Source organism: Hymenobacter sp. M1-2, assembly GCF_057808495.1.
The window spans coordinates 1-21,412 of the sequence record NZ_JBTYZO010000042.1 but is presented as its reverse complement, the minus strand read 5'-3'; the positions used below and the strand labels follow the sequence as shown (position 1 = coordinate 21,412).

The 21,412-nt window shown below is 62.4% G+C and carries 12 protein-coding genes; 7 read left to right on the top strand and 5 right to left on the bottom strand.

Going from position 1 to position 21,412, the window contains the following annotated elements; all coding sequences use genetic code 11:
* Positions 1-380, top strand: a 380-nt coding sequence (locus ACYSMN_RS24920; RefSeq protein WP_488926650.1) for a T9SS type A sorting domain-containing protein, incomplete at its 5' end; no start/stop codon positions are given.
* A gap of 244 nt (positions 381-624) precedes the next feature.
* Positions 625-3,831 (top strand): RICIN domain-containing protein, encoded by a 3,207-nt coding sequence (locus ACYSMN_RS24915; protein ID WP_488926649.1) that lies wholly within the window; start codon positions 625-627, stop codon positions 3,829-3,831.
* A gap of 547 nt (positions 3,832-4,378) precedes the next feature.
* On the opposite strand, the gene ACYSMN_RS24910 is transcribed toward ACYSMN_RS24915, so the two are convergent.
* Together ACYSMN_RS24910 and ACYSMN_RS24905 are read right to left on the bottom strand one after the other, a co-directional pair.
* Positions 4,379-4,798, bottom strand: coding sequence for a hypothetical protein (locus tag ACYSMN_RS24910; protein ID WP_488926648.1), 420 nt, complete (start codon positions 4,796-4,798; stop codon positions 4,379-4,381).
* Between the two features lie 106 nt (positions 4,799-4,904).
* Positions 4,905-5,447, bottom strand: a complete 543-nt coding sequence (locus ACYSMN_RS24905; RefSeq protein ID WP_488926647.1) for a helix-turn-helix transcriptional regulator — start codon at positions 5,445-5,447, stop codon at positions 4,905-4,907.
* A gap of 908 nt (positions 5,448-6,355) precedes the next feature.
* Between ACYSMN_RS24905 and ACYSMN_RS24900 the strand changes: the two genes are divergently transcribed.
* From ACYSMN_RS24900 to ACYSMN_RS24885, 4 genes are all read left to right on the top strand, one after another.
* Positions 6,356-10,093 carry an RICIN domain-containing protein gene (locus ACYSMN_RS24900; RefSeq protein WP_488926646.1) on the top strand — a complete coding sequence of 1,246 codons (3,738 nt, stop codon included), beginning with the start codon at positions 6,356-6,358 and terminating at the stop codon, positions 10,091-10,093.
* A gap of 108 nt (positions 10,094-10,201) precedes the next feature.
* A complete protein-coding gene (locus ACYSMN_RS24895; protein WP_488926645.1) occupies positions 10,202-12,301 on the top strand; it encodes an RICIN domain-containing protein in 2,100 nt (699 codons plus the stop codon).
* A 64-nt stretch (positions 12,302-12,365) separates the two neighbouring features.
* Positions 12,366-15,692 (top strand): RICIN domain-containing protein, encoded by a 3,327-nt coding sequence (locus tag ACYSMN_RS24890; protein WP_488926644.1) that lies wholly within the window; start codon positions 12,366-12,368, stop codon positions 15,690-15,692.
* 129 nt (positions 15,693-15,821) lie between these two features.
* Positions 15,822-17,186 carry a heparin lyase I family protein gene (locus tag ACYSMN_RS24885; protein ID WP_488926643.1) on the top strand — a complete coding sequence of 455 codons (1,365 nt, stop codon included), beginning with the start codon at positions 15,822-15,824 and terminating at the stop codon, positions 17,184-17,186.
* Between the two features lie 577 nt (positions 17,187-17,763).
* On the opposite strand, the gene ACYSMN_RS24880 is transcribed toward ACYSMN_RS24885, so the two are convergent.
* The 3 genes from ACYSMN_RS24880 to ACYSMN_RS24870 form a co-directional block, all read right to left on the bottom strand.
* Positions 17,764-18,051, bottom strand: a complete 288-nt coding sequence (locus ACYSMN_RS24880; protein WP_488926642.1) for a hypothetical protein — start codon at positions 18,049-18,051, stop codon at positions 17,764-17,766.
* Positions 18,052-18,075: 24 nt separating this feature from the next.
* Complete coding sequence (locus tag ACYSMN_RS24875) at positions 18,076-18,402, bottom strand: integrase core domain-containing protein (RefSeq protein ID WP_488926641.1); 327 nt, start codon at positions 18,400-18,402, stop codon at positions 18,076-18,078.
* A 276-nt stretch (positions 18,403-18,678) separates the two neighbouring features.
* Entirely contained in the window at positions 18,679-18,864 is a 186-nt protein-coding gene (locus ACYSMN_RS24870; RefSeq protein ID WP_488926640.1) for a transposase, read from the bottom strand.
* Between the two features lie 435 nt (positions 18,865-19,299).
* On the opposite strand from ACYSMN_RS24870, the gene ACYSMN_RS24865 reads away from it, so the two are divergent.
* Positions 19,300-21,412, top strand: a 2,113-nt coding sequence (locus tag ACYSMN_RS24865; protein WP_488926639.1) for a heparinase II/III domain-containing protein, incomplete at its 3' end; no start/stop codon positions are given.

Sequence of the window (21,412 nt, the reverse complement as noted above, 5' to 3'; positions counted from 1 at the left end):
GGACCCTGACCCCCGTCACGGCTACTAGTGCCCGCTCGGCCAGCACCGCCAGCAGCAGCACCCTCAGCAGCAGTAGCCAGACCAGCAGCAGTAGCGCGGCCGTAAGCGCGGCTGGTAGCGCGGGCCAGGTGTCGGCGAGCTTGTCAGTGTTTCCCAATCCCAACCAGGGCGAGGCCACGCTGGAGCTACAGAGTGCCGAGTCGGGCAGTACGAGCGTGTACGTGCACGACGGGCAGGGCCAGCTCGTGAGTCTGGTCAGCGTGCGCCTGCAGGCGGGCACCACCCGCTGGCGCTTGCCCACGCGTTTGCGGGCCGGCACCTACCACCTCACCACCCGCCTCGACGGCAAGACCCACCGCTTCACCCTCCAAGTCGAATAGGCCCGCGCGCGGCGGCCCGGGTCTATGGAGGGCACGGGCCGCGCAAAGGTGCTTAACAGGTACAATGTAGTGCCGTGCTAGGGCCGTAAGCCTTGGCATCCAATGAGCAGAGCTGCCCAGTGGGTCAGGCCCATGATGGGGCGACGGGCGGCACCCCGTCAAGAGGCGCCGCCGCGCTTACTGCTGGTGCTCCCCTACACCACCTCACACCCTCCAGTACTTCACGTCCTTTAACGACAACCTTATGAAACACTCTTTTACCTCTGGCGCCGCATGGCTGCTGCTGCTGTTGACGCTACACGCCTCCGGGACATGGGCTCAGACTGTGCCGCTAATCACCACTAAAACCTACGCCGTGCCCGCCGACGGCACAGCCCGCTTCATCTCGCCCAGCGGCAACGACCAAACCGGCGACGGCAGTCAAGCCAAGCCCTGGGCCACACTCAAAAAAGCGGTGGCTACCGGCCCGACCGGCAGCACTATCGTCTGCCGAGCCGGCACTTATCGCGGCGAGGGCATCAACGAGCTTAACCTGTGGCGCAAGCTCACCGTGCAACCCTACCCCGGCGAGCAGGTCTGGTTCAAGGGCAGCGAGGTGGTGACCAACTGGGTGGCCGACGGCAGCGGCCGCTGGCGCCACGACAACTGGACGCACATACTCCGGCGCATGAGTGAGGATAGCCAGACCAGCCCAACCCCGATCGAAGGGACGACCCCGAAAGTGGCTGACCTGCGCGACATGCTCTTCGTCAACGGCCAGCGCCAGGCCCAGGTGCTGAGCCTGAGTGCGCTGGAGAACAACACCTTTTACGTGGACGAAACCAACCATAAACTCTACCTGGGTGCCAGTACTGACCCCGACACGAAAACCGTGGAGGCGGCCGTCAACCGCACCGCCCTGAGCTCGTGGAACCCGAGCGCCGCCGAGAGCAAGTTCCGCGGGCTGGGCTTCGCCCACTTCGCCGAAGCGGCCCTCGTGCTGGCCGCCAAAAATATGGAGGTGGAAAACTGCGTCTTCGCCCACAACGGCGACTACGCCCTGCTGCTGTCGGGCAGAGAAGCCGAGCCGGCCAAGAATAAACCCGCGACGTACGCCACGGACTGCAAAGTGATTGGCAACGTCTTCGCCTACCACGCGCGCCTGGGCGTGAACTGCATCGAGTCTCACCGGCTGCAATTCCTCAACAACACCCTGCGCGACAACAACGTCGAGGCATTCGACAAAGGCTGGATCGCGGGCGGCATCAAGCTGGTCCGCACCGAGGATGTGCTCCTCAAAGGCAACGTGGTGCAAGACAACCACGCCAACGGCATCTGGCTCGACGTGCATTGCCAGCGGGCCAAGGTGATAGGCAACACGGTGCGGCGCAACGAGGGGTTCGGCATCTTCTTCGAGATTTCGGACGGGGCCCTGATCGCCGGCAACGTATGCGTGGCCAACACGTGGGCCGGCGTGACGGTGGCCAACGCGCACAATGCCCATGTCTACAACAACACGTTGGTCAACAACAAGCAAGCCCTCATCATCAAGGAAAGTAACCGCAAACTTAAATCGTGGGAAGCACTTGCCTGGGGGGTACCCGAGGGGACGCGGATCTACACCGAAGGCACCGTGATCCGCAACAACTTGTCCTCAAGCGCTGCCGGCCTTGTCCCCGAGATTTTACAGTCAGTGCAACCGATGGTGCAGATGTCACGGTCCTCCACGACCCATACGCCTGCTCCGGTCACGCAGTTCGACTACAACGGCTACTACCGGGCCGTCAAGACCGAGCCCGTTGACGTCGTGACGTGGGCCGGCGCCTCCTACAAGAGCTTGGCCGCCTTCCAGACCGCCCAGGGCGCCAGCGGCTTCGAGGCGCACAGTTCTGTGGCCATCGACGACCAGGCCACCAATCCCTTCTTCGTGGATCCGAAGACCGACGGCACGGGCGACTACCACCTCAAGAACGGCGCTGCCAACCCGGCTCACCGCCAGGGCGTGGCCCTGCCCGCCGACGTGGCTGCTGCCCTGGGCGTGACGGTGGGCGTGCCCGTCGACCTGGGCGCCTACCCGCTCGGCACGACCGCTACGCCCGCCCTACAGGCCCCGACGGGCCTGACGGCAGCCACAGCGGCCGCGACGCCCACACGGGTGAGCTTGAGCTGGATCAACTCCAACACGGCCAGCAGCGCCACCAGCATCTCGGTCGAGCGCTCCACGACTAGCGCCATCGCCGGCTTCGCGCAACTCACCCCCTCCCCCGCCCTCTCCGGCACGGCCACGGCGTACGCCGACAACTCAGTAGCAGCGGCCACCACCTACTATTACCGGGTGCGGGCGCGCAACACCACCGGCACTTATTCCACCTACAGCAACCCGGTGACCGTGACCACGCCGGCCAAGCTGACGCAGACCATCACCTTCGCTGCCCTGCCCAGCAAGACGGTCGGCGATGCCGTGGCCCTGGCGGCCACGGCCAGCTCGGGCCTGCCCGTGAGCTTCGCCCTGACGGGCCCGGCCACGCTCGACGTCAACAACACGCTCACGCTGACCGGGGCCGGCACGGTGACGGTGACGGCCACGCAGACGGGCAACGCCACCTACGCCGCGGCCTCGGCCGTGGCCCGCACCTTCGCCGTGGCCTCCCCGGCCCTGGCGGCCGGCATCTACACCTTGACGGCGCGCCACTCGGGCCTGGCCCTGGACGTGGAGCGCAGCGGCACGACCGATGGGGTGAACGTGCGCCAATGGACGGCCAACGGCACCGACGCCCAACGCTGGAGCGTGCAGCCTGCTACCGGCGCCCCCGGCTACTACACGCTCACGGCCCAGTGCTCGCAGCGGCGCTTGGCCGTGGATCTGAGCGCCGCCACCAACGGCGGCTACGCGGATGCCACGGCCGAGGGGGTGCGCGTGTTCCAGTACGGCACCAGCGCCACCGACAACCGCCTCTGGCGTCTCGAGCCGGTGAGCGGGGCGCCGGCCGGCACCTACTCGCTCGTCAACCAGTACTCGGGCAAGGCCCTGACCGTGGCCGGGGCCTCGACGGCGGCCGGAGCCGGGGCGCAGCAGCGCACCTATGCCAGCCAGCCCCACCAGCAGTGGACGCTCACGCTCGCGCCCGTTGCCACCGCCACGGCTGCCCGCACGGCCGCCCCCACCCTCACCAGCGGCGCGACGATGAGCGGCGCGACGATGAGCAGCGCGGCCGAGTCGGGGTCGGCCAGCTTGTCAGTGTTCCCCAACCCCAACCAGGGCGAGGCCACGCTGGAGCTACAGAGTGCGGCGGCGGGCAACACGACGGTGTACGTGCACGATGGGCAGGGCCAGCTCGTGAGCCTAGTGGGCGTGCGCCTGCAGGCGGGCACCACGCAGCTGCGGCTGCCCACCCACTTGCGCCCGGGCACCTACCACCTCACCACCCACCTCAACGGCAAGCTCCATCGCTTCACCCTTCAGGTCCAGTAGGAGGAACGCCCACCCCGGCACTCGCCACGAAGGCAGCATAGTGTACTCCCCACTGATAAAGAGGTAAAAGGCTGCCCCAAGGTATTGGGGTGGCCTTTTGCTTGTACGCCGGCTGGCTACGCGGGTAGCGTGGCGCGATGCAACATAATTTCGGCTAGGTAGCTGTCCGTTTCGGCCAGGCTGGTGTTGAGGCGGCGTTGATCGAAGGCATTGTCGATCAGCACCACGCCGTCGAAGTCAATGAGCTGGTCCGTCAGCTGGTTTTGGCGCCCGGCTTTTGCCCGCCGAGTACCACGGCACCTATGCGCTCCGATACGCGCCAGATGGCTGCTACATGTGTCGCTGCCGCCCTTGGATACGGGCTACGTGCTGGTGCGCGTCTGCGGCGTGTACTCAGCGTCCTCGTGGCTGCCTCCGAGTCACCAAGGTAGCATCACCAAACATAGCATCTAAAGCCCCCTTCCCAAAATCCAATCCTCTATACTCCTCCATAAAAAACCGCCCACCACTTGGAGTGGCGGGCGGCTTGCTGTGCCAAGGCTAGCGGCTAAGCGGATAGCTCGGTGCGGCGCTGGGCGATACCTTCCTTGACGGTGGTAAGCAACGCCACTTGGATGGCGATCTGCTCGGCATCCACATTATCGAGGAAGCGGAGGGTGCCGGCGGTCTGGCGTGCGCGCTTTAGTAGGCGCGTGCGTAGCACCAGCAATTCGGCGCGTTCCTCGGTAGCGGCCTGGCGCGTATCCTCGTCAATGTCGGCGGCGGCTAGTACGGCGTCGGCCGAGGCAATTTTAGAATTCACCTTCGCCATTTGGGCATTGGTGCTGGATTTGGAGCGGTCGGCGCGCTCATCGGATAGGTCGAGGTTGATGTCGCGGGCCGTGAAGACGCGCAGCTCGAACTCGATTTTGGCGGTGGCCGCGTCGCACTGGGCGCGGTCCGTCAGGATGGAATAATCTACGGGCATTGGTGAAAGAAAGTATGGTTAAAAGATGTCTCAATGTAAAGGATAATAGTTGAGCTTATACATAGTCTGGGAAATTTTTTTTAACAGTCAGCCAGTAACTCCGGATTCAGACAAGTTCGGCGAGGGTGACGGCTTCGGTTTCATAGGCCAGGGCCTGGGTGCGCAGCAAGTGCCAGCGCGTGACCTCCGCCGCTGAGAGGGGCCGGGCGCGACGCCCTAGCCAGCCAGTGAGCCAGGAGGCGCGGTCAGCATCGGGCGCATTGGGGGGCGGCAGCAGTGTCGGCCGGGCCTGCGCCCAACGGTGGCCATAGTGCGCTTTCTGCACCAGCTTCTCGGCCTCCGCCCGAAGAGTGGCGGCGCGTTGCAGGCATACGCGGCGACGAAAGTCCAGTTCGCCCGCGTCGGGAGCCGGCGTATCGGGCGGGAGGCTGGTGAGCGGTGGGGCGGCGGTTTCGGGAGGGGGCAGGTGCCGGAGCAGCGGCAGGATGGCTTCCGTAAGCGGGAGCGTGAGCCGGCGCCGCCCGGACTCAACACTTTGTACCAACTCACGACTGACGCCCAAGTATAAGGCTAGCTCCTCCTGCCGCAGCCCAAACCACGCCCGGATACGAGCTAACATGTTCTTGGAAACGGCGGCGCGACGAGGCATAAGCTTAAAAAAGTTGTACGTCTATTTCTGAAAACTAAAAAATACCTTACAAACTTCGCGCAGTTTTTGTAACATATTTTTTAGTTTTCCGAACTGAACGTACAGGTCACGTTGCCTTCGACTGCTTGTTAGGCCAGCGCAGCACAGTATCAGCCTAAAGTGCGGCACTCTCTCTCCACGCTTGCTTAGCCGAGGAGGAATTGGATATAGAGCGAAAGCCAGGAAGAGCTTAAAGAACCCAAACGATCGTTCTGCCCCCTTTAATTGCCTTACTCTTGCCTCCGGGTAGGGAGCCAATGTGCGTCAGAACAGTGGCTGCGGACACGATAAATTCAAAATTAGTGATGTGTTCTTAGAGCCGTATGGCGTTGGTCCCGACCGGCACTGCTTGCCAACGTCCGGCCCCACGGCATGTGTGAGTTGGCATTGCTGCGTTGTAGCAGCGCTGATTCTTGCCTTCAGTTCTCGTTCTGCTTATAAGCGTGAGTTTTCTAGAAATAATCATATTGTGTAGTGGAGCTTGACGAGGCCAGCTTGCTACTCGTCGCCTAATTATGCTGTTGGCGTAGCAAACCAGGTCGCTGGTACTTTTTGCGAAACTTCTTATTGTGTTTTTTCTTGACGAATTAAATATTTATCAGATCTTAGTCATCAGGCCCTTTCTCGATTACGTCCTACTCCTGAAGATTCTTCGGCCCACACCTCGTCCCCTGTAAGCCGCTTCGCCACATTGCCACGTTGCGTAACCGATCCTTCGGCGTGGTTCGTCGCCCGCATAGAGGCTCAGCGGTATGCAAGAAATTTCCTGGCTTTCGGAGCTGCGCTTCCTGCCGTGCCCCCTGCCCGTCCAAGAGACACGGGTCTGCCACGGCCTATCATTTCCTCACACACCTTTTCCCATACATTTTGTGAACCAGACCTCTCCTTGCCACCTATTGCATACCCCACTGCGGCGGGCGCTAGCCTGCAGCGCAGGCCGGTATTGGTTCACCGCACAGCTCGACGGCCCAACCCACCGCTCTACCACAGTCCCGGCGCGCTCTGCTCACGACTGGGCACCCCGCCTGCCGCTTTGGCGCGCCGCTTGGCTGCTGCTGTTCTGGCTGCTCACCAGCCCAACCCCGAGCTTGGGACAAGCCACCACGCTCAACTTCACCTTTGACAAGACATACACCACCAGTGCGGGCGCTTATAAGCCCGACGGCACACTGGTGCGCACCTTGTGGCGCAAAGTGCCCTATGCAGCCGGCACTCATACGGCCAGCTGGGATGGCAAGGATGACGCCGGCCAAACCGTGCCCGCCGGGCCGTACGAGATTAAAATGATCCGCCACAACATGAACTATGTGTGGGAAGGCGTCATCGGCAATACGTCGGCTAGTTCGACCGGGGCCACGGTCCATCGCTCGTATGTTCCCATGATTGGCTTGGCCATTGATGGTACCAACGCTTTTTACGCCAACGACTTCAATGAAGGCGGTCCCCCGGCCAGCCGTTTCGACACGCGCACCCCGCAAGTGAAAGGCGCTGACCTGCTGCACAAGTCCTACAAAGTGGCATTTGCCTACATCGCTACCGACGGCCAGCGGGTGTATACGGCGAACCGGAGTGTGGGCTGGGATGGCGACTGGACCTCGTTCGTGGCTGCGACGAATGTCAGTGACAACGTCCAGGTGAAGTTCTCCGCAGGCGTCATCATTCCCGGCAACGGCGTCAACGATCAAACCTACTGGGATAATGTGATCGATAAGTACGATACGCAGCTAGCCGTGCCCAGCGGCCTCGCCGTGCAGAAAACCGGTAACCTGCTGGCCGTGGCTCACGGCGGACTGAACCGGGTTAACCTGCTGGATAAAACCAGCGGGGCGTTCGTGCGCAATATCACAGTATCCAACCCGCAGGCGCTGGCCTTTGCCCCCAACGGTGACTTATGGGTCGTGACGGGCACTACAGTTGTACGCTACACCAACCTGGGCGCAGCCCCGCAGCTAGTCACCACCATTAGCAACTTCTCGAAGCCATTAGCCGTGGCCGTTCATCCCACCGACAACAACCTGGTGCTGGTGGCCGATGGCGGCACGGTTCACCAGGTGAAGGCCTACACCAGCACCGGGAGCAGCGTATGGACCCTGGGGCAACTGGGCGGGTATAAGGAAGGGACGGCCCCGGAGGTGCGCCCGGATAAGTTCTGGTTCAACAGCGAGTACCGGGCGCCGGGGGCCTTCCTGGCCTTCGAGCCGGACGGTGCGTTTTGGGTTGGGGATCAGGGCAACGCGCGGACCCTGAAATTCTCGGCCGCCCGCACGTATCTCACCCAGCTCATGGTGCATGGCGTGATCCGGGTGACAACGACGGATTTGAATAATCCGACCCGTTTCTTTATGGGGTATAAAGAATTTAAAATCGATTACTCAAAGCCACTAGCGCCCGATAATGGCTCCTGGGAACTGGTCCGCAACTGGGCCAAGCCCGGGTATAACGTAGAAAGCGGGGGATTTCCGACTGTTGTCACCCTTAGCAATGGCCGTACGTACGCAACGCTTCACTCCAACAATGAGGTAGTAGAGCTAACCAGCAGCGGAGTCAGAACTACCGGCGTTCGGATCCCCGGCAGCTACCTAGACAATCAACTGCTAGAAGCCAATGGGGCGCTGCAGTACGCTAAAAAGGGAGCGAACGACGTCGCTTTCTATCAGAAGCCCTTGTCCGGATTCGACGCGGCGGGCAATCCCACCTGGGGGGCGGAGGTATTGCTGGGCGGTACCCCGATCAAGCCGGGCGAGCCGTACTATAACAATGCCGTCGTCTTCGTTAGCTGGGTCAAACTCACCGCCTCTGACGTGATCGTTGCTTTTGATAATTCTTCCAAAGGCAACACCGGGATGCACCTGGGCGGCGTCAAGAAAGGCACCAACCAATGGCTATGGAAAGCCAGCCCCACTGGCTGGCTCGATGGGCTGGGCACGTACCAGTCGCAGGATGTGGATGGCACCACGCAGTATGCGGGCAACAAACTTCTGACCAGCGGTAAAAACATCGTGTACGGGCTGCACGGCGAATTCTGGAAACATCAGGCCTCGGGAAACGTGGGTCAAGCCAACCAGTTCATGCACTTCCACGACAACGGCCTATTTGTGGGCCAATTTGGCGAGAGCTGGTACTACAGCAAACCAGGGCACGACAACGGTGCGGTGGCGGGCAATGCCGGCAACGCGTTCAGCCCGGAGCTGACGACGGTCAACGGGGTGCTCTACATGTACCACAACGATGAGAGCAGCCACAGCGCCGGGCACCGCTGGCGCTTGGAGGGTGCCAATGCTATCGAAGAGCTGAAGGGCACGGGCCCGCTAGGTAGCACCATCACCGTGGGCCCGGGTACGCCACCCGTAGCCTTGCGGGCAGCGGACAATCCGGCCAACGCAGTGGCGGGCCTGCAATACGGCTACTATGAAGGCGACTGGAACGCGCTGCCCGACCTGACCGCCCTCACGCCCACCAAAAGCGAGACCGTTGCTACTTTCGACCTGAGCCCGCGCACTCGCGAGGATGGCTTTGCCTTCCGTTACACGGGCTACGTCACCGTGCCCGCCGACGGCATCTACTCCTTCTCGACCACTTCCGACGACGGCACCAAGCTCTGGATTGGCTCCACCCTGGTCGTGAGCAACGATGGCTTGCATGCTGAGCAGGAGCAGAGCGGCACGATTGGTCTGAAAGCGGGCAAGCACGCCATTACGGTCGCCTACTTCGAGAAGGCCGGGGGCCAAGCGCTGAGCGTGAGCTACGCCGGACCCGGCCTGGCCAAGCAAGTGATTCCGGCCATGGCCCTCTCCCGGCCGGGCAATGCCCCCGCCATGGGCTCCGTGGCTGACGGGGTCTACCGGCTTGTGGCCCGGCACTCGGGCAAAGCCCTGGATGTGTACGCCGGCTCGCAGGCCGACGGCGGGCAAGTGGTGCAATGGACACCGAATGGAAGGAACAACCAAGAGTGGCAGGTGATTGCTACCGGCGCAGGGTACTACCAGCTGCTGGCCGCCCATAGCGGCAAGGCGCTGGACGTGCAGGGCAACAGCCTAGCCGATGGCGCGGCCGTGCAGCAGTACACGGCCAACGGCACCGGGGCGCAGCGCTGGAAGCTGGAGGCCACGGATGGGGGCTACTACCGGCTGGTGAACCAGAGCAGCGGCAAGGCCCTGGACGTGAACGGCGGAGCGGCGGCTACGCAGGACGGGGCGCGGGTGCAGCAGTGGGCCTACAGCGGCAGTGGCGGCGCCAACCAGCAGTGGAAACTTGAGCCCGTCAGTGCCGCCCGCACCGCGGCCGTCGCCCCGCGCGCTGCCACACGCTCGACCACCCTTGGGGAGATGACTCTTGGGGAAACGGCGGGCGTGGCGGTGCCGGTGTCGGTATACCCCAACCCGAGCCCGGCCGGGCAGGCGCAGACCGTCACGTGGCGGGCGCAGGCGGCGCAGCATGTCACGCTGCACGTGTATACCGATCAAGGCCGCTTGGTGAGCTTGCTCACCCGGTCCGTGCCCGAAGGCGAGAGCCACTTCGCGCTGCCCACACAGCTGCCGGCCGGCACCTACTACCTCCAGGCCTCCCTTGACGGGGAGCTTCAGCGCTTCACCCTCCAAGTCGAGTAAACCCCGCCCCTGGACTAGCGGCCTCGGGGCTAGTCCAGGGGTTAAGCCTTTTGTACTTAACATTTTAACTGCCCCCACATACTCACACCACATTTAACCACCTACACAATGAAGAAAACTACTTTTTGCGGTGGCCGAGGCTACCAGCCTGAGTGCTCAAACCGCTGGAGCGGCTGGTTGGTAAGCTTAGCGCTGCTAGCCGGCGGATCGGCCGCGCAGGCGCAGACTACAGCCCGTTCAGCCGATACGTTTGTCGAGAGCGTGGGCGTGAACACGCACTGGGAGGCGGGCAACGTCTACACCACGCGCTACGCCGAGCTGAAGACCAAGCTCGGGACCAGCGGCATCCGCCACGTGCGCGACGGGTGTGCGAGCCGTATGTACCAGCGGGCCACCGACCTGTTCACCGCCTACGGCATCCGTACCACCTTCATTACGGGCCGCCGTGCGGGCAACTACTTGGCCCCGTTGCAGCCGGCTCGGGTACAAGAAGAAATTGACGAAGTCAAGGCCAACGCGCTAGCAGCCACCGCGGCCCTGGAAGCGCCCAATGAGTACGATTTGTTCCACGACGCGCGCGAGACCGATTGGGTGGGCAACATTCGCGCCTACACGCAGGCGCTCTACACCAAGACCAAGGCCGACCCGGCGCTGCGGAGCCGCCTGGTGCTAGGCCCCTCGGTAACAAGCGAGGCGGCCGCCAAGGCTGTGGGCGACTTGGACGCCTACTGTGACTACCCGAGCATCCACCCTTATCAGTCGAATCGCTGGCCCGGCACGCCGGGCTGGGGCGACAACGGCTACGGCAGCATTACTTACCAGTTCGATGTGCTGCGCAACCAGAGTCCGGCCGGCAAGATGCCTTTCGCCACCGAGTGCGGCTATGCCAACGACGTAGCCGCCACCGGCGTGTCGGAAGAAGCGGAGGGCAAGTACACAGCGCGTATGTTCGCCGAGTTCTTCCGCCGCGGCATCGTGCGCAGTTTTAAATACGAGTTAGTGGACGAGGGCACCGACCGCACCAACCGGGAACAGTCGTTTGGGCTGCTGCGCAACGACTTGAGTGAGAAGCCCGCCTACCGCGCCGTCAAGAGCCTGCTGGGCCTGCTGGCCGACCCGGGCGCAGCCTTCACGCCCGGTACGCTGGCCTACACGCTTAGCGGCAGCACCACGAACGTGCGGCAGCTGCTGCTGCAAAAGCGCAGCGGCGAGTTCTACCTACTCCTGTGGCTGGAGGTGCCCAGCTGGGATGTGAACACCCACGTGGACTTGTATCCGGCCGCCCAGACCGTGACGGTGACGCTGCCGGCTGGCGCCGTGAACAAGGCCGTGGGTTACGCCTTCGACAACAGTGCCAACCTCAATACGAGTTCTTATGCCTTGACTGCCAACGCTTTCAGCCTGCCCGTCACCGACAAGATCACCGTGCTCAAACTCACCCCGCCCACGGCCGGCCCGGTAGCCGACGGGGTGTACGTGCTCACGGCGCGCCACTCGGGCAAGGCCCTGGACGTGCCGCGCTCAAGTACGGTTGATGGCGTGCAGCTGCAGCAGTACACGGCCAACGGCACGGGCGCGCAAAGCTGGCAGCTCACGGCCACCGGCGGCGGGTACTACAAGCTGGTGAACCAGACCAGCGGCAAGGCCCTGGACGTGCGCGGCCAGAGCCTGGCCGACGGGGCGCCCGTGCAGCAATACACCGACAACGGCGGGGCCAATCAGCGCTGGAAGCTGGAGGCCACGGACGGGGGCTACTACCGGCTGGTGAACCAGAGCAGCGGCAAGGCCCTGGACGTGAACGGCGGAGCGGCGGCTACGCAGGACGGGGCGCGGGTGCAGCAGTGGGCCTACAGCGGCAGCGGCGGCGCCAACCAGCAGTGGCGCCTCACCCCCATCACGACTACCACCAGTCGTACGAGCTCGACGCTGGCCGCGCCGGCTCTCTTTACGGAGGCCGTATCGGCGAGCTTGTCAGTGTATCCCAACCCCAACCAGGGCGAGGCCACGCTGGAGCTACAGAGTGCCGAGTCGGGCAGTACGAGCGTGTACGTGCACGACGGGCAGGGCCAGCTCGTGAGTCTGGTCAGCGTGCGCCTGCAGGCGGGCACCACCCGCTGGCGCTTGCCCACGCGTTTGCGGGCCGGCACCTACCACCTCACCACCCGCCTCGACGGCAAGACCCACCGCTTCACCCTCCAGGTTCAGTAAGATTTCTCCACTAGGTCTGCTCTAGTGAGCAGGCCTTTTTTTTTCCTCACCTTACTTTCTCGTCATGAACCCCATCTGTACCCAGCTTCGACTTGCCGAAGCCCAGGTTCCCTTTCTTTGCCGGAACCTTCACTTATGCTGCCTGCTGGTGGCTTGGCTGTTGCTGCCCGGCCTGGTCCGGGCGCAGCAGATTACCAACAAATCACTTCCTGGAAAGCAAGTGTGGGTGAGCCAGCTGCATGAAATCGCTTACTACGATTTTCCGCCCGAAAACACCTACTACGGTGCGCATTACCCCCTGACGCTCCAGCCTAACTACATGGCCAGGCGACCCAGTGACAACTTGGCCCGCTACGTGGACGCGGGCATTACCGGCATTCACCACTTAGTGCACGAGTACGGCAGCGCTCCGGGGGCTTGGGAAGGTTTGCTCAGTGGCGCCGACCAGTACAAGGGCACCTTCACCATCGCGCCCGAAATCATTTACTTCGGCGGGGCGGCAGACGTGTTGAAACAGTACGCCGCCATTGCTGCCAACCACGTTTCAGCGGCCCGCGTCACCCAAGATGGCGTATCCAAGCTGGTGGTCTACTCGTACGGCAGCCGCTACTACGGCACGGCGCAGCAGTGGCAAGCGGTGAAGGACGAACTGGCCAACAACAAGACCCCCATTTTCTTCGTGGGCGATTTAGCAACCGAGGGCAGTGTTACGGCCAATCAAAGCAAAATAACGCCGTACTTCAGCTGCTTCGACGCCCACTGGAACTTTGATTCCAGCGCCGAGAATTTCTGGCCCGACTTGATCGGGTTGATGAACAACGCCAACCGCCCGTTTGCCGGCGGCACGATGATCGGCTACAACCGCGAGAAGCCCAGCAGCGGCGGCTACGACGATTCGCGGGCCACGGCCAAGTACCGCAAGCACTGGGATCTAAGCCTGACCTCGGGCCTGCAATGGCAGAACCTGGTTACCTGGAACGACGTGTCCGAATTGCACGACATCTGGCCTACCAGCGAGTGGAACTGGACGCTAGCTGACCTCACGGCCTTCTACTCGGCCCAAATGCGGGGCACGGCGTACCCTGCGCGTCTGATCACACCGCAGCTCTACGTCACCACGCCGCAGCGGGTGAACGTGGGGCAAACTAAAAGTCTGCCAGCTGAAGCGTTGGTGCTCAATACCGGCACGGCAGCCATGACCGTGCAGATTCAGTTGATTGATGGCAACGGTAGCAACTCGGGAGCGCCGGTGTCTACTTCGGTAGCGGCGGCCAAGGCCGGGGCCGCCACGCTGTCGGTGAACCTGACTTCTTTGCCGGCCAAACGTTTTCTGCGAGCCAAGGCTACGATGACCAACGCCAGTGGCGCGGTGGTGCAACAGGTACTGTCGGCCCCGATTTTAGTGTTCGACACCAACGAGCAGTTCGGCGAAGTGAAGTACGCCCGCACGCACTACAACTCGATTCCGGCTTACCGCGCCCTTTCGGGAGTAGGTCTTACTGTCTCCGGAGACCCGCGCGGGACGGGAGCCACGGCCACGGCCGTGCCGGCTGCCGGTACACAGGTGCGCTTCGCCGAAGTGCTACACAACACGTACTCGGTGAAGAACATGTTCAACACAGCGCCTTACACCACCGCCATTCCGGCCGTGGACTCTTACCGGGAGGACAAGCAAATGAACGTCTCGGCCGCCGGCTTTTACGGGTCGCGCATCATCGACGAGCAGGAACGCGTTGGCTATTCCGACCCGGTGTATTTTTCACCCACCTTGCGTACGCCCGAAAACCCGGCTAATGTGGTCAATGGCCTCGACTATGCTTACTACGAGCACACGGGCGATGCCGAACCCGACCTAAGTCAGATAACGGCGGTTAAAAAAGGAACAGCAGCTACTTTCGACCTGTCTCCCCGCAACCGGGAAGATTACTTTTCTTTCAGCTACACCGGCTACCTGAACGTACCGACGGACGGAAGCTACGGGTTCTCCCTCAATGCCGACGACGGCTGCAGGCTCTACATTGGCGACCAGTTGATCGCGACAGCCAACGGGGAGGGATCCATAGCGCTCAAAGCCGGGCGGCACGCCATCAAAGTCACCTATTTTGAGCGCTACGGCGGCCAGTCTATTAGCTTGAGCTATGCGGGTCCTGGCATTGCCATGCAGCCTATCCCGGCCAGTGCGCTATTCCGAGTTGGTGCTTCGGTTCCGGGGAGTACGCTGGTCCGGGTGGAGGACAGCCAGGCCGGGTGGACGTACTCGTCGGCAAACTTTTTCCAGCAAAGCCAGGCCGACGCCTCGGGCGGCAGCGTGCACGTGGGCTATGCGGCCGGCGATTACGCCCAGTACACGTTCAGCGGCACGCAGGTTAAGCTCTACGGCCACAAGTTTGCCGAGGGCAAAACGGCCGACATCTACCTCGACAACCTGACCACGCCCGTGGCCACGGGCGTGAGCTTCGCCAGCGCCACGAGCCAGCCGCAGGCGCTGGTCTGGACCTCGGCCATGCTGGCGGCGGCCTCCCACACGGTGCGGGTCGTGACCCGCGGCGACTGGATTGAGCTCGACTACCTCGAGTATACGCCCGCGTCCACGGTGGCCCCGACCGGGGTGGCCGATGGGGTGTATGTACTCACGGCACGGCACTCAGGCAAGGCCCTGGACGTGCCGCAGTCCTCGACGGCCGACGGCGTGCAGTTGCAGCAGTACACGGCCAACAATACGGGCGCGCAGTGCTGGCGCGTGAGTGCCACCGGCAATGGGTACTACAAGCTGGTGAACCAGACCAGCGGCAAGGCCCTGGAGGTGCGCGGCAGCAGCACGGCCAACGGAGCAGCCGTGCAGCAGTACACCGACAACGGCACGGGGGCGCAGCGCTGGAAGCTCGAGGCCACGGACGGGGGCTACTACCGGCTGGTGAACCAGAGCAGCGGCAAGGCCCTGGACGTGAACGGCGGAGCGGCGGCTACGCAGGACGGGGCGCGGGTGCAGCAGTGGGCCTACAGCGGCAGTGGCGGCGCCAACCAGCAGTGGAAACTTGAGCCCGTCAGTGCCGCCCGCACCGCGGCCGTCGCCCCGCGCGCTGCCACACGCTCGACCACCCTTGGGGAGATGACTCTTGGGGAAACGGCGGGCGTGGCGGTGCCGGTGTCGGTATACCCCAACCCGAGCCCGGCCGGGCAGGCGCAGACCGTCACGTGGCGGGCGCAGGCGGCGCAGACCGTCACGCTGTCCGTCTACACGGATCAAGGTCGGCTAGTCACGCGGCTCACCCGGTCCGTGCCCAAAGGCGAGAGCCGCTTCGCGCTGCCCACCACGTTGCCGGCCGGCACCTACCTGCTCAAGGCCACACTCGACGGTAAGCCCCAGTCCTTCCGCTTCCAAGTCGAGTAAACGCCGCCCCTACTGCCCAATGGCCGGGCCCACACACCCGCATGGGCCCGGCCGTTGGGGCAGGCCCGAAGCAGCCGGTTTATGTCTTGCCTTCCTTCTTGTTCCTTTCCACTTTTTCTTGTATCACCCATGAAAACACCTTGTTTCACGTTACCCCATCGCCTTCGCCTGGGGGCCCACCTCGGGACTCTTACCCTGTTGGCTGCTACGGCGCTGCTGACCGGCTGCCAACAGGAAGTAGCAGTGGAACCCGATCACCCCTTGACGGCCACCGCCACTAGTGAGGCCCGCAGCAATCTCTTACTCGAACTGCTCGAAGGCACTTCTGGTGCGCGTGCCATAGAGACCACGCCGGGGGCCAAGGTGGAAACGACCACTGCGCGGGTGCGGGCCGGGGCCAAGTCTATGGCTTTCTCCTCCCCTACCTCCGCTTCTTTCCGGGCGGAGCTGGTGACGCGCTACACCAAAATCGGCGATTCGGTCTGGGAAGGCTGGTCGTATTATTATCCAGCCACGGGCAACGTTTCAGGCAACCAGGGTCAATGGGCGGCGTATCCGACCAACCGGGATTTCCGCAATGGCATCCAACTGTTCCGGGGTATGGACCCAAAGTACCTGAGAGCCCGCGTAGGACACTTCCTGGGTACGGCCTCGGACATCGATCTTGTCTACTATGGGCTGCGCCACCCCGAAGGGCAGTACGACATCGTGAGCGAGGGCTTTCCGCTGTTCAAGATTTCGGCCGCCCGCGGCAAGTGGGTGGACTACGTGCTGCACGCCAAGTGGACGCAGGGTACCGACGGTTTCCTGGAGCTATGGGTGCGCGTGGGCGGTGACGCCGGCACCTGGACCAAGAAGATCGATTATAAAGGACCTACCTGGTGGAGTGATGAGGATTTGGGGCCCTACACCAAACTCGGCATCTACCGGCCGGGGGACTACCCGGTGAGCCTATGGGCGGACGAGTACCGGGCTGGAAGTGGCAGCGCGAGCTTTGCCGACGTAGCCCCCGGCGGTACGGCTACGCCTCCACCTCCTAGTGGCGGCACTACTGAATCCGTTAGCCTGGAAGCGGAAAGCGTGGCTGTGGGCACGCCGCTGAGCAAAGCGGCCGACGCCGCCGCCTCGGGCGGGCAGTATGTGGTGTACCCCTCCGGCTCGGCGAACCCCAATCCCGCGGTCCGGGCCACGTACGATTTCACCCTCAGCCAGGGTGGCACCTACAAGGTGTGGGGCCGCGTCATTGTGCCCGGCACGAGCCGCGATTCGTACTGGGTGAAAGTCGATAACGGCCCCTGGGTGAAGTGGAACCTGATTCCGTTGGGCAACAGCTGGCATTGGGACGACGTGCACGACTACGACAACAACAGCCAAGCGATGGTGTACAACTTGAGCGCTGGCGCTCACACGCTCTACCTCAGCGAGCGGGACGCCGACACGAGGCTGGACAAGCTAGTGGTCACCAACGACTTGGTCAACGCCCCCACACCGTAGCCGCATAGGGCTCAACCGGGCGGTATTCGCCTTACCTTCCTAAGCTTTCTTCACACGTAACCCGCGAGTAAGTCCACACCAGATAGCGGGCTTATTTGCGGGTTACGTGTGGTTTACTTAGCAGCATTCCCTTGAGCTAGCAGTGTTCTTCGTCGCTAGCCGGCTTGTTCTTCGCCTTCCCTCGTGCTAGGTGATGCATTGTAATAGAGGGGAAAATGCGCAAGCCTGCGCTCTACCACATAGCAATAGGGCAGGCCATGGTTTTTGGCTAGTCAATCAATCCAGCCAAGGCTTCGAGGTAGGCTAGTAACGGGGCTCATTGCGTGTCAATTCTTTCTTTGAAGTGACGGTGCCGCTGGCCAGAAAATGCCGTCGCGAACAAGAATGAGTTCTGGCTGGCCGCTAGGACAGCTCATTCCGGTGGGAATAGGAGTAATTTGCTTAGTGGCCAGAAGTAACAACCAATAGTTAACGGATGTACGCGCCACCAGCCGCCATTTCTGTTCCTACAGCCTCTACGTTGAGGCCTACTAAGTCGAGGATGGCGAAGACAGGTAAGTAACTTGGGTAGCGTTTTTCAATCTCGGCCTTTATGGCCGCTTTCTCTTCCATGGCCACTGCGTTGTCGGTCGGCTAATAACTGCCGAAAAGCTTGCAGGTAAGTTTGCTGCTCGTTGAGAATGGTTGCTGTTAGGCCACTGTTGCCGTGGCCCGGGTGTAGGGTAGCATCGGCGCCGTACTTGCTCTTGAGGTAATCGAGCTGCCGCCGCCAGGCTTCGGAACGACCTTCGAGCGTGAATGGGGTGCGTTGCCGCCCGGATATATCGCCGGAAAATAACACATTCTCTTGCGGCAGAAAGTACAACAGCGAAGATTTGAGGTGATCTAGCTAGGCCGGACAGAGTTGGGATGTTGTTTGAAGATGGGTTTCGAAGTGATTGGGGGCAAGATAGCCAAGTGCGGAATGGCGCCGTTCCGCATTGTAATAGGCGATGTGGTGGCTGATTTCGAGCTTGGCTTCGGCTAGGCCAAGGAAGCTGCCCCAGTCGAGCAGTTCGGCTTTGAAGCGGCTCCGACAGGATTCAGCGTGCGCCTTATCGTAGCAGTTGCCCCGGCGGCTCATGCTTTGCTGCGCGCCGTTTTGCGCAATCAAGTCCTTGAATCGGGTGGCGGTGTACTGGCTGCCCTGGCGCGGCAAATACGTGATGTCGCCCACCCAGACCCGGTTGGGGGTGGGACTGGCTGGCTAAGCAAGTGGTTGGGTGCGGCGCGCACGGCCGGCGCCACACGCAGCATCTGGCAGAGCTGGCGCACCGGCACGTGGGCCACGCGTTGGGCGATGTACTGATAGACGCTCACCGGGTCGGCTGGCCGAGCCTGCGCCTACAGCAGGCAACTGACCAAGGCTTTTTTTAAAATGTCCAGCTCCTGCGCCAACCGCTTGTTGGCGGCGCGCAGCGCCCGCACCTTCAGGTCGCAGGCCGCTTCCACACTACCCACTTCGGCTACCAACTGTGCTTGTTGCCAGCGGTAGAGCAGCTTGGGGGCTGATGCCTAACTGCTGGGCGGCCGCCTGCGTGCTGCGGCTCTCGCTGGCCAGACGCAGGGCCTCGGCCTTGAAGGCCGCGTCGTACTTACGCCGTTTGTCGGGCGACGCCCAGTTGGTTTTTGCCGCCATTACAGAACAAAGATACGTCCTGCTTCTGTCCGCCTTGCCCAGACCACCTCAACAAGCGACCGGACGCTTCGGTGCTTCACACGTTGCCCATCTGCCATTGGTCATTGGCTGCCAATGCCTGACCTTGCTGTTACCGCTACAACTTCTGCTGGCCGAAAGCGAGGTAGTCCGTGGTGGACAAGCTTGGCACAAAGGCTTCTAGACTACGTGCTAGTTTAACCACAAATAATTGTACTATCCGAGACACCATCTTCATAAGAGTATTACCGCTCACATAGCGTTTTGTCCGTTGACATAGCATAATTGGACGTTAGTCCGCAAAAAGCACCTTTCTATTGCACTATTCTCCTGGTAATTAGATCTTTCCAATACTTTTGGCAAGGCTTTTCTTAGCCCACTTTTCACCTCTCACATCCAGCCTTTCACACGTGTTCGATGCCTACCTCTTCTGTCACAACGAGGACTGCGAGTGTCCGCGCCGCCTGGCGCCACATTAGTCGCTTACTACTGCTACTGACCTGCGGGCTGCTAAGCCCCTGGGTTACTCGAGCCCAAACTACGCTACTGGGCCATACCCTCACGGCGGGCCACCCGCGGATAAGCTTCACCCCGGCCAAAGCCGATAGCATCCGCAGCCGCATTTTCGCCACCCGCCCCACCTACTCGGCCCCTGGTGTGTACGCTACTGCCCCCGTGTATTCGGCGGCGCCCGCCAATTCGCGCTTCGTGCGGGGCTACCAGAGCCTTAAGGCCCAAGGCGAAGACTTTTTGACGGACGATGCCACCGGCAATCCCGCGCAGACCAACAACCCCGCTCTGGGCTACCAGCCCGGTAACCCGTGGGCCCGCCGGGTGCTAGCCCGTCAGCAAACGTTCGCTAGCCTTTACCTGCTTGACGGTGACCGGCGCTGGCTCAACAAAGCCAAAGCCGACCTCGACGCCATCTGCGCCTTCACTTATCCTCTCACGGCCGCATCTGATGCTGTGGCCCATTCCAACGCAGGTTGGATAGGCGATGATCCTGGCGACGACAATCTGGAGACCGCCGTCTGGACCGTGGCCGTATCCATCGGCTACGACTGGCTCTACCAGGGGCTGACGGCGGCCGAGCGCACCAGGTACGGGAACGCCATCATCCGCCGCGGGCTCCGCTACGGATTACGGCGCATGGCCCAAAATCCGTCCTGGGCAGTGGGCAACAATACTCCAGGGCTGAACGGCAACTGGGGATTAACCGTCAACGGCGGGCTGGGCGTAGGCGCGCTGGCCGTGGCCGATATCAAGCCCGACACGGCGCAGCTGATGCTCACCCGAGTACGGGCCAACTACCTGACTAACACCAAGCACGCGCTGGCCCTCTACGCACCGGACGGGGGCAGCTATGAGGGCGTTACCTATTGGGCCTTTGGGCTGGAGTACCAGCTCTACTTTTTCGACGCGCTGCGTACGGCCCTTGACCCGCAGATGCTGGGTATGACCCAAGCGCCGGGCTTCGCCAACGCCTATACCTATGCCCTGCACATGAACGGGCCGCTGGGCCGCAATTTCAACTATGGCGACCAAGGCGACGGTAATCAAACTGTGTCCTGGGCTGGCTTGTGGCTGGGCCGCGAGTTCAACCGGCCCTTGTTCGCGCAACAGGGCTTGGGCTCGAATAACTTGTTTTCGGCCTACCACATGCTGTGGTACCGAGACGCGCTGATGAACGGGCCAGCCCTGCTGCCGGTCAAGGACGGCCGCTACCGCGGACCTGGCGTAGCCACGCTGCGCAGTGCCTGGAAAACGCGCAACGGCTTCTTCACCGGCCTGCTGGCCGGCCCTAACGAGTGGAGCCACGCCCACCTCGACAACGGCATGTTCGTGCTCGACGGCCTGGGCCAGCGCTGGGCCGTGGACATGGGTGCCGACGATTACAGCCTGTCCGGCTCCTTCAACAGCTGGGCGCAAGACGGTATTGGCGGGAAGCGGTGGCGTTACTACCGCTGGGGTACGGCTGGGCAGAACACGTTAGCCATCAGCGCACAGACGCAGCAGCCCGGCGGCTACGCCAACCAAAAATTCAACTCGCGCGATTCTATTGTTGCCTTTCAGTCGTCGCCAGCCAAAGCTTTCGTGATTGGCGACTTAACAGATTCGTACGCGCCCCTGGCCGCTAACCCGTCGAACGTCTACACGCCTGTTGGTGGCGACGCGCGCCGCCTGAGCCGGGTGCAGCGCGGCATCATGCTCTTCGACTCGACCCAAGTGCTCATCCAAGACGAAATTACGGCGGAGGCATCTGTCGAAGTAATTTGGCAGATGCACACGCGAGCCCAAATCACGGGTCTACCCGCTGGCAGCAGCACCACGCGTAGCGTGACCTTGACGCAAAATGGCATAAACCTGAAGGTTGAATTACTGGCGCCGACGCCGGCTGGCGCTTATTTCGACGCAGTGACAGCCGACCCGGGTCCAACCGTCACTGGCGAACCCCAAAATCCCAACGCAGGCGTACGTAAGCTGCTCGTGCGCCTGCCAGGCACGGGTAAGACGCCGGCCGGCGCCAGCC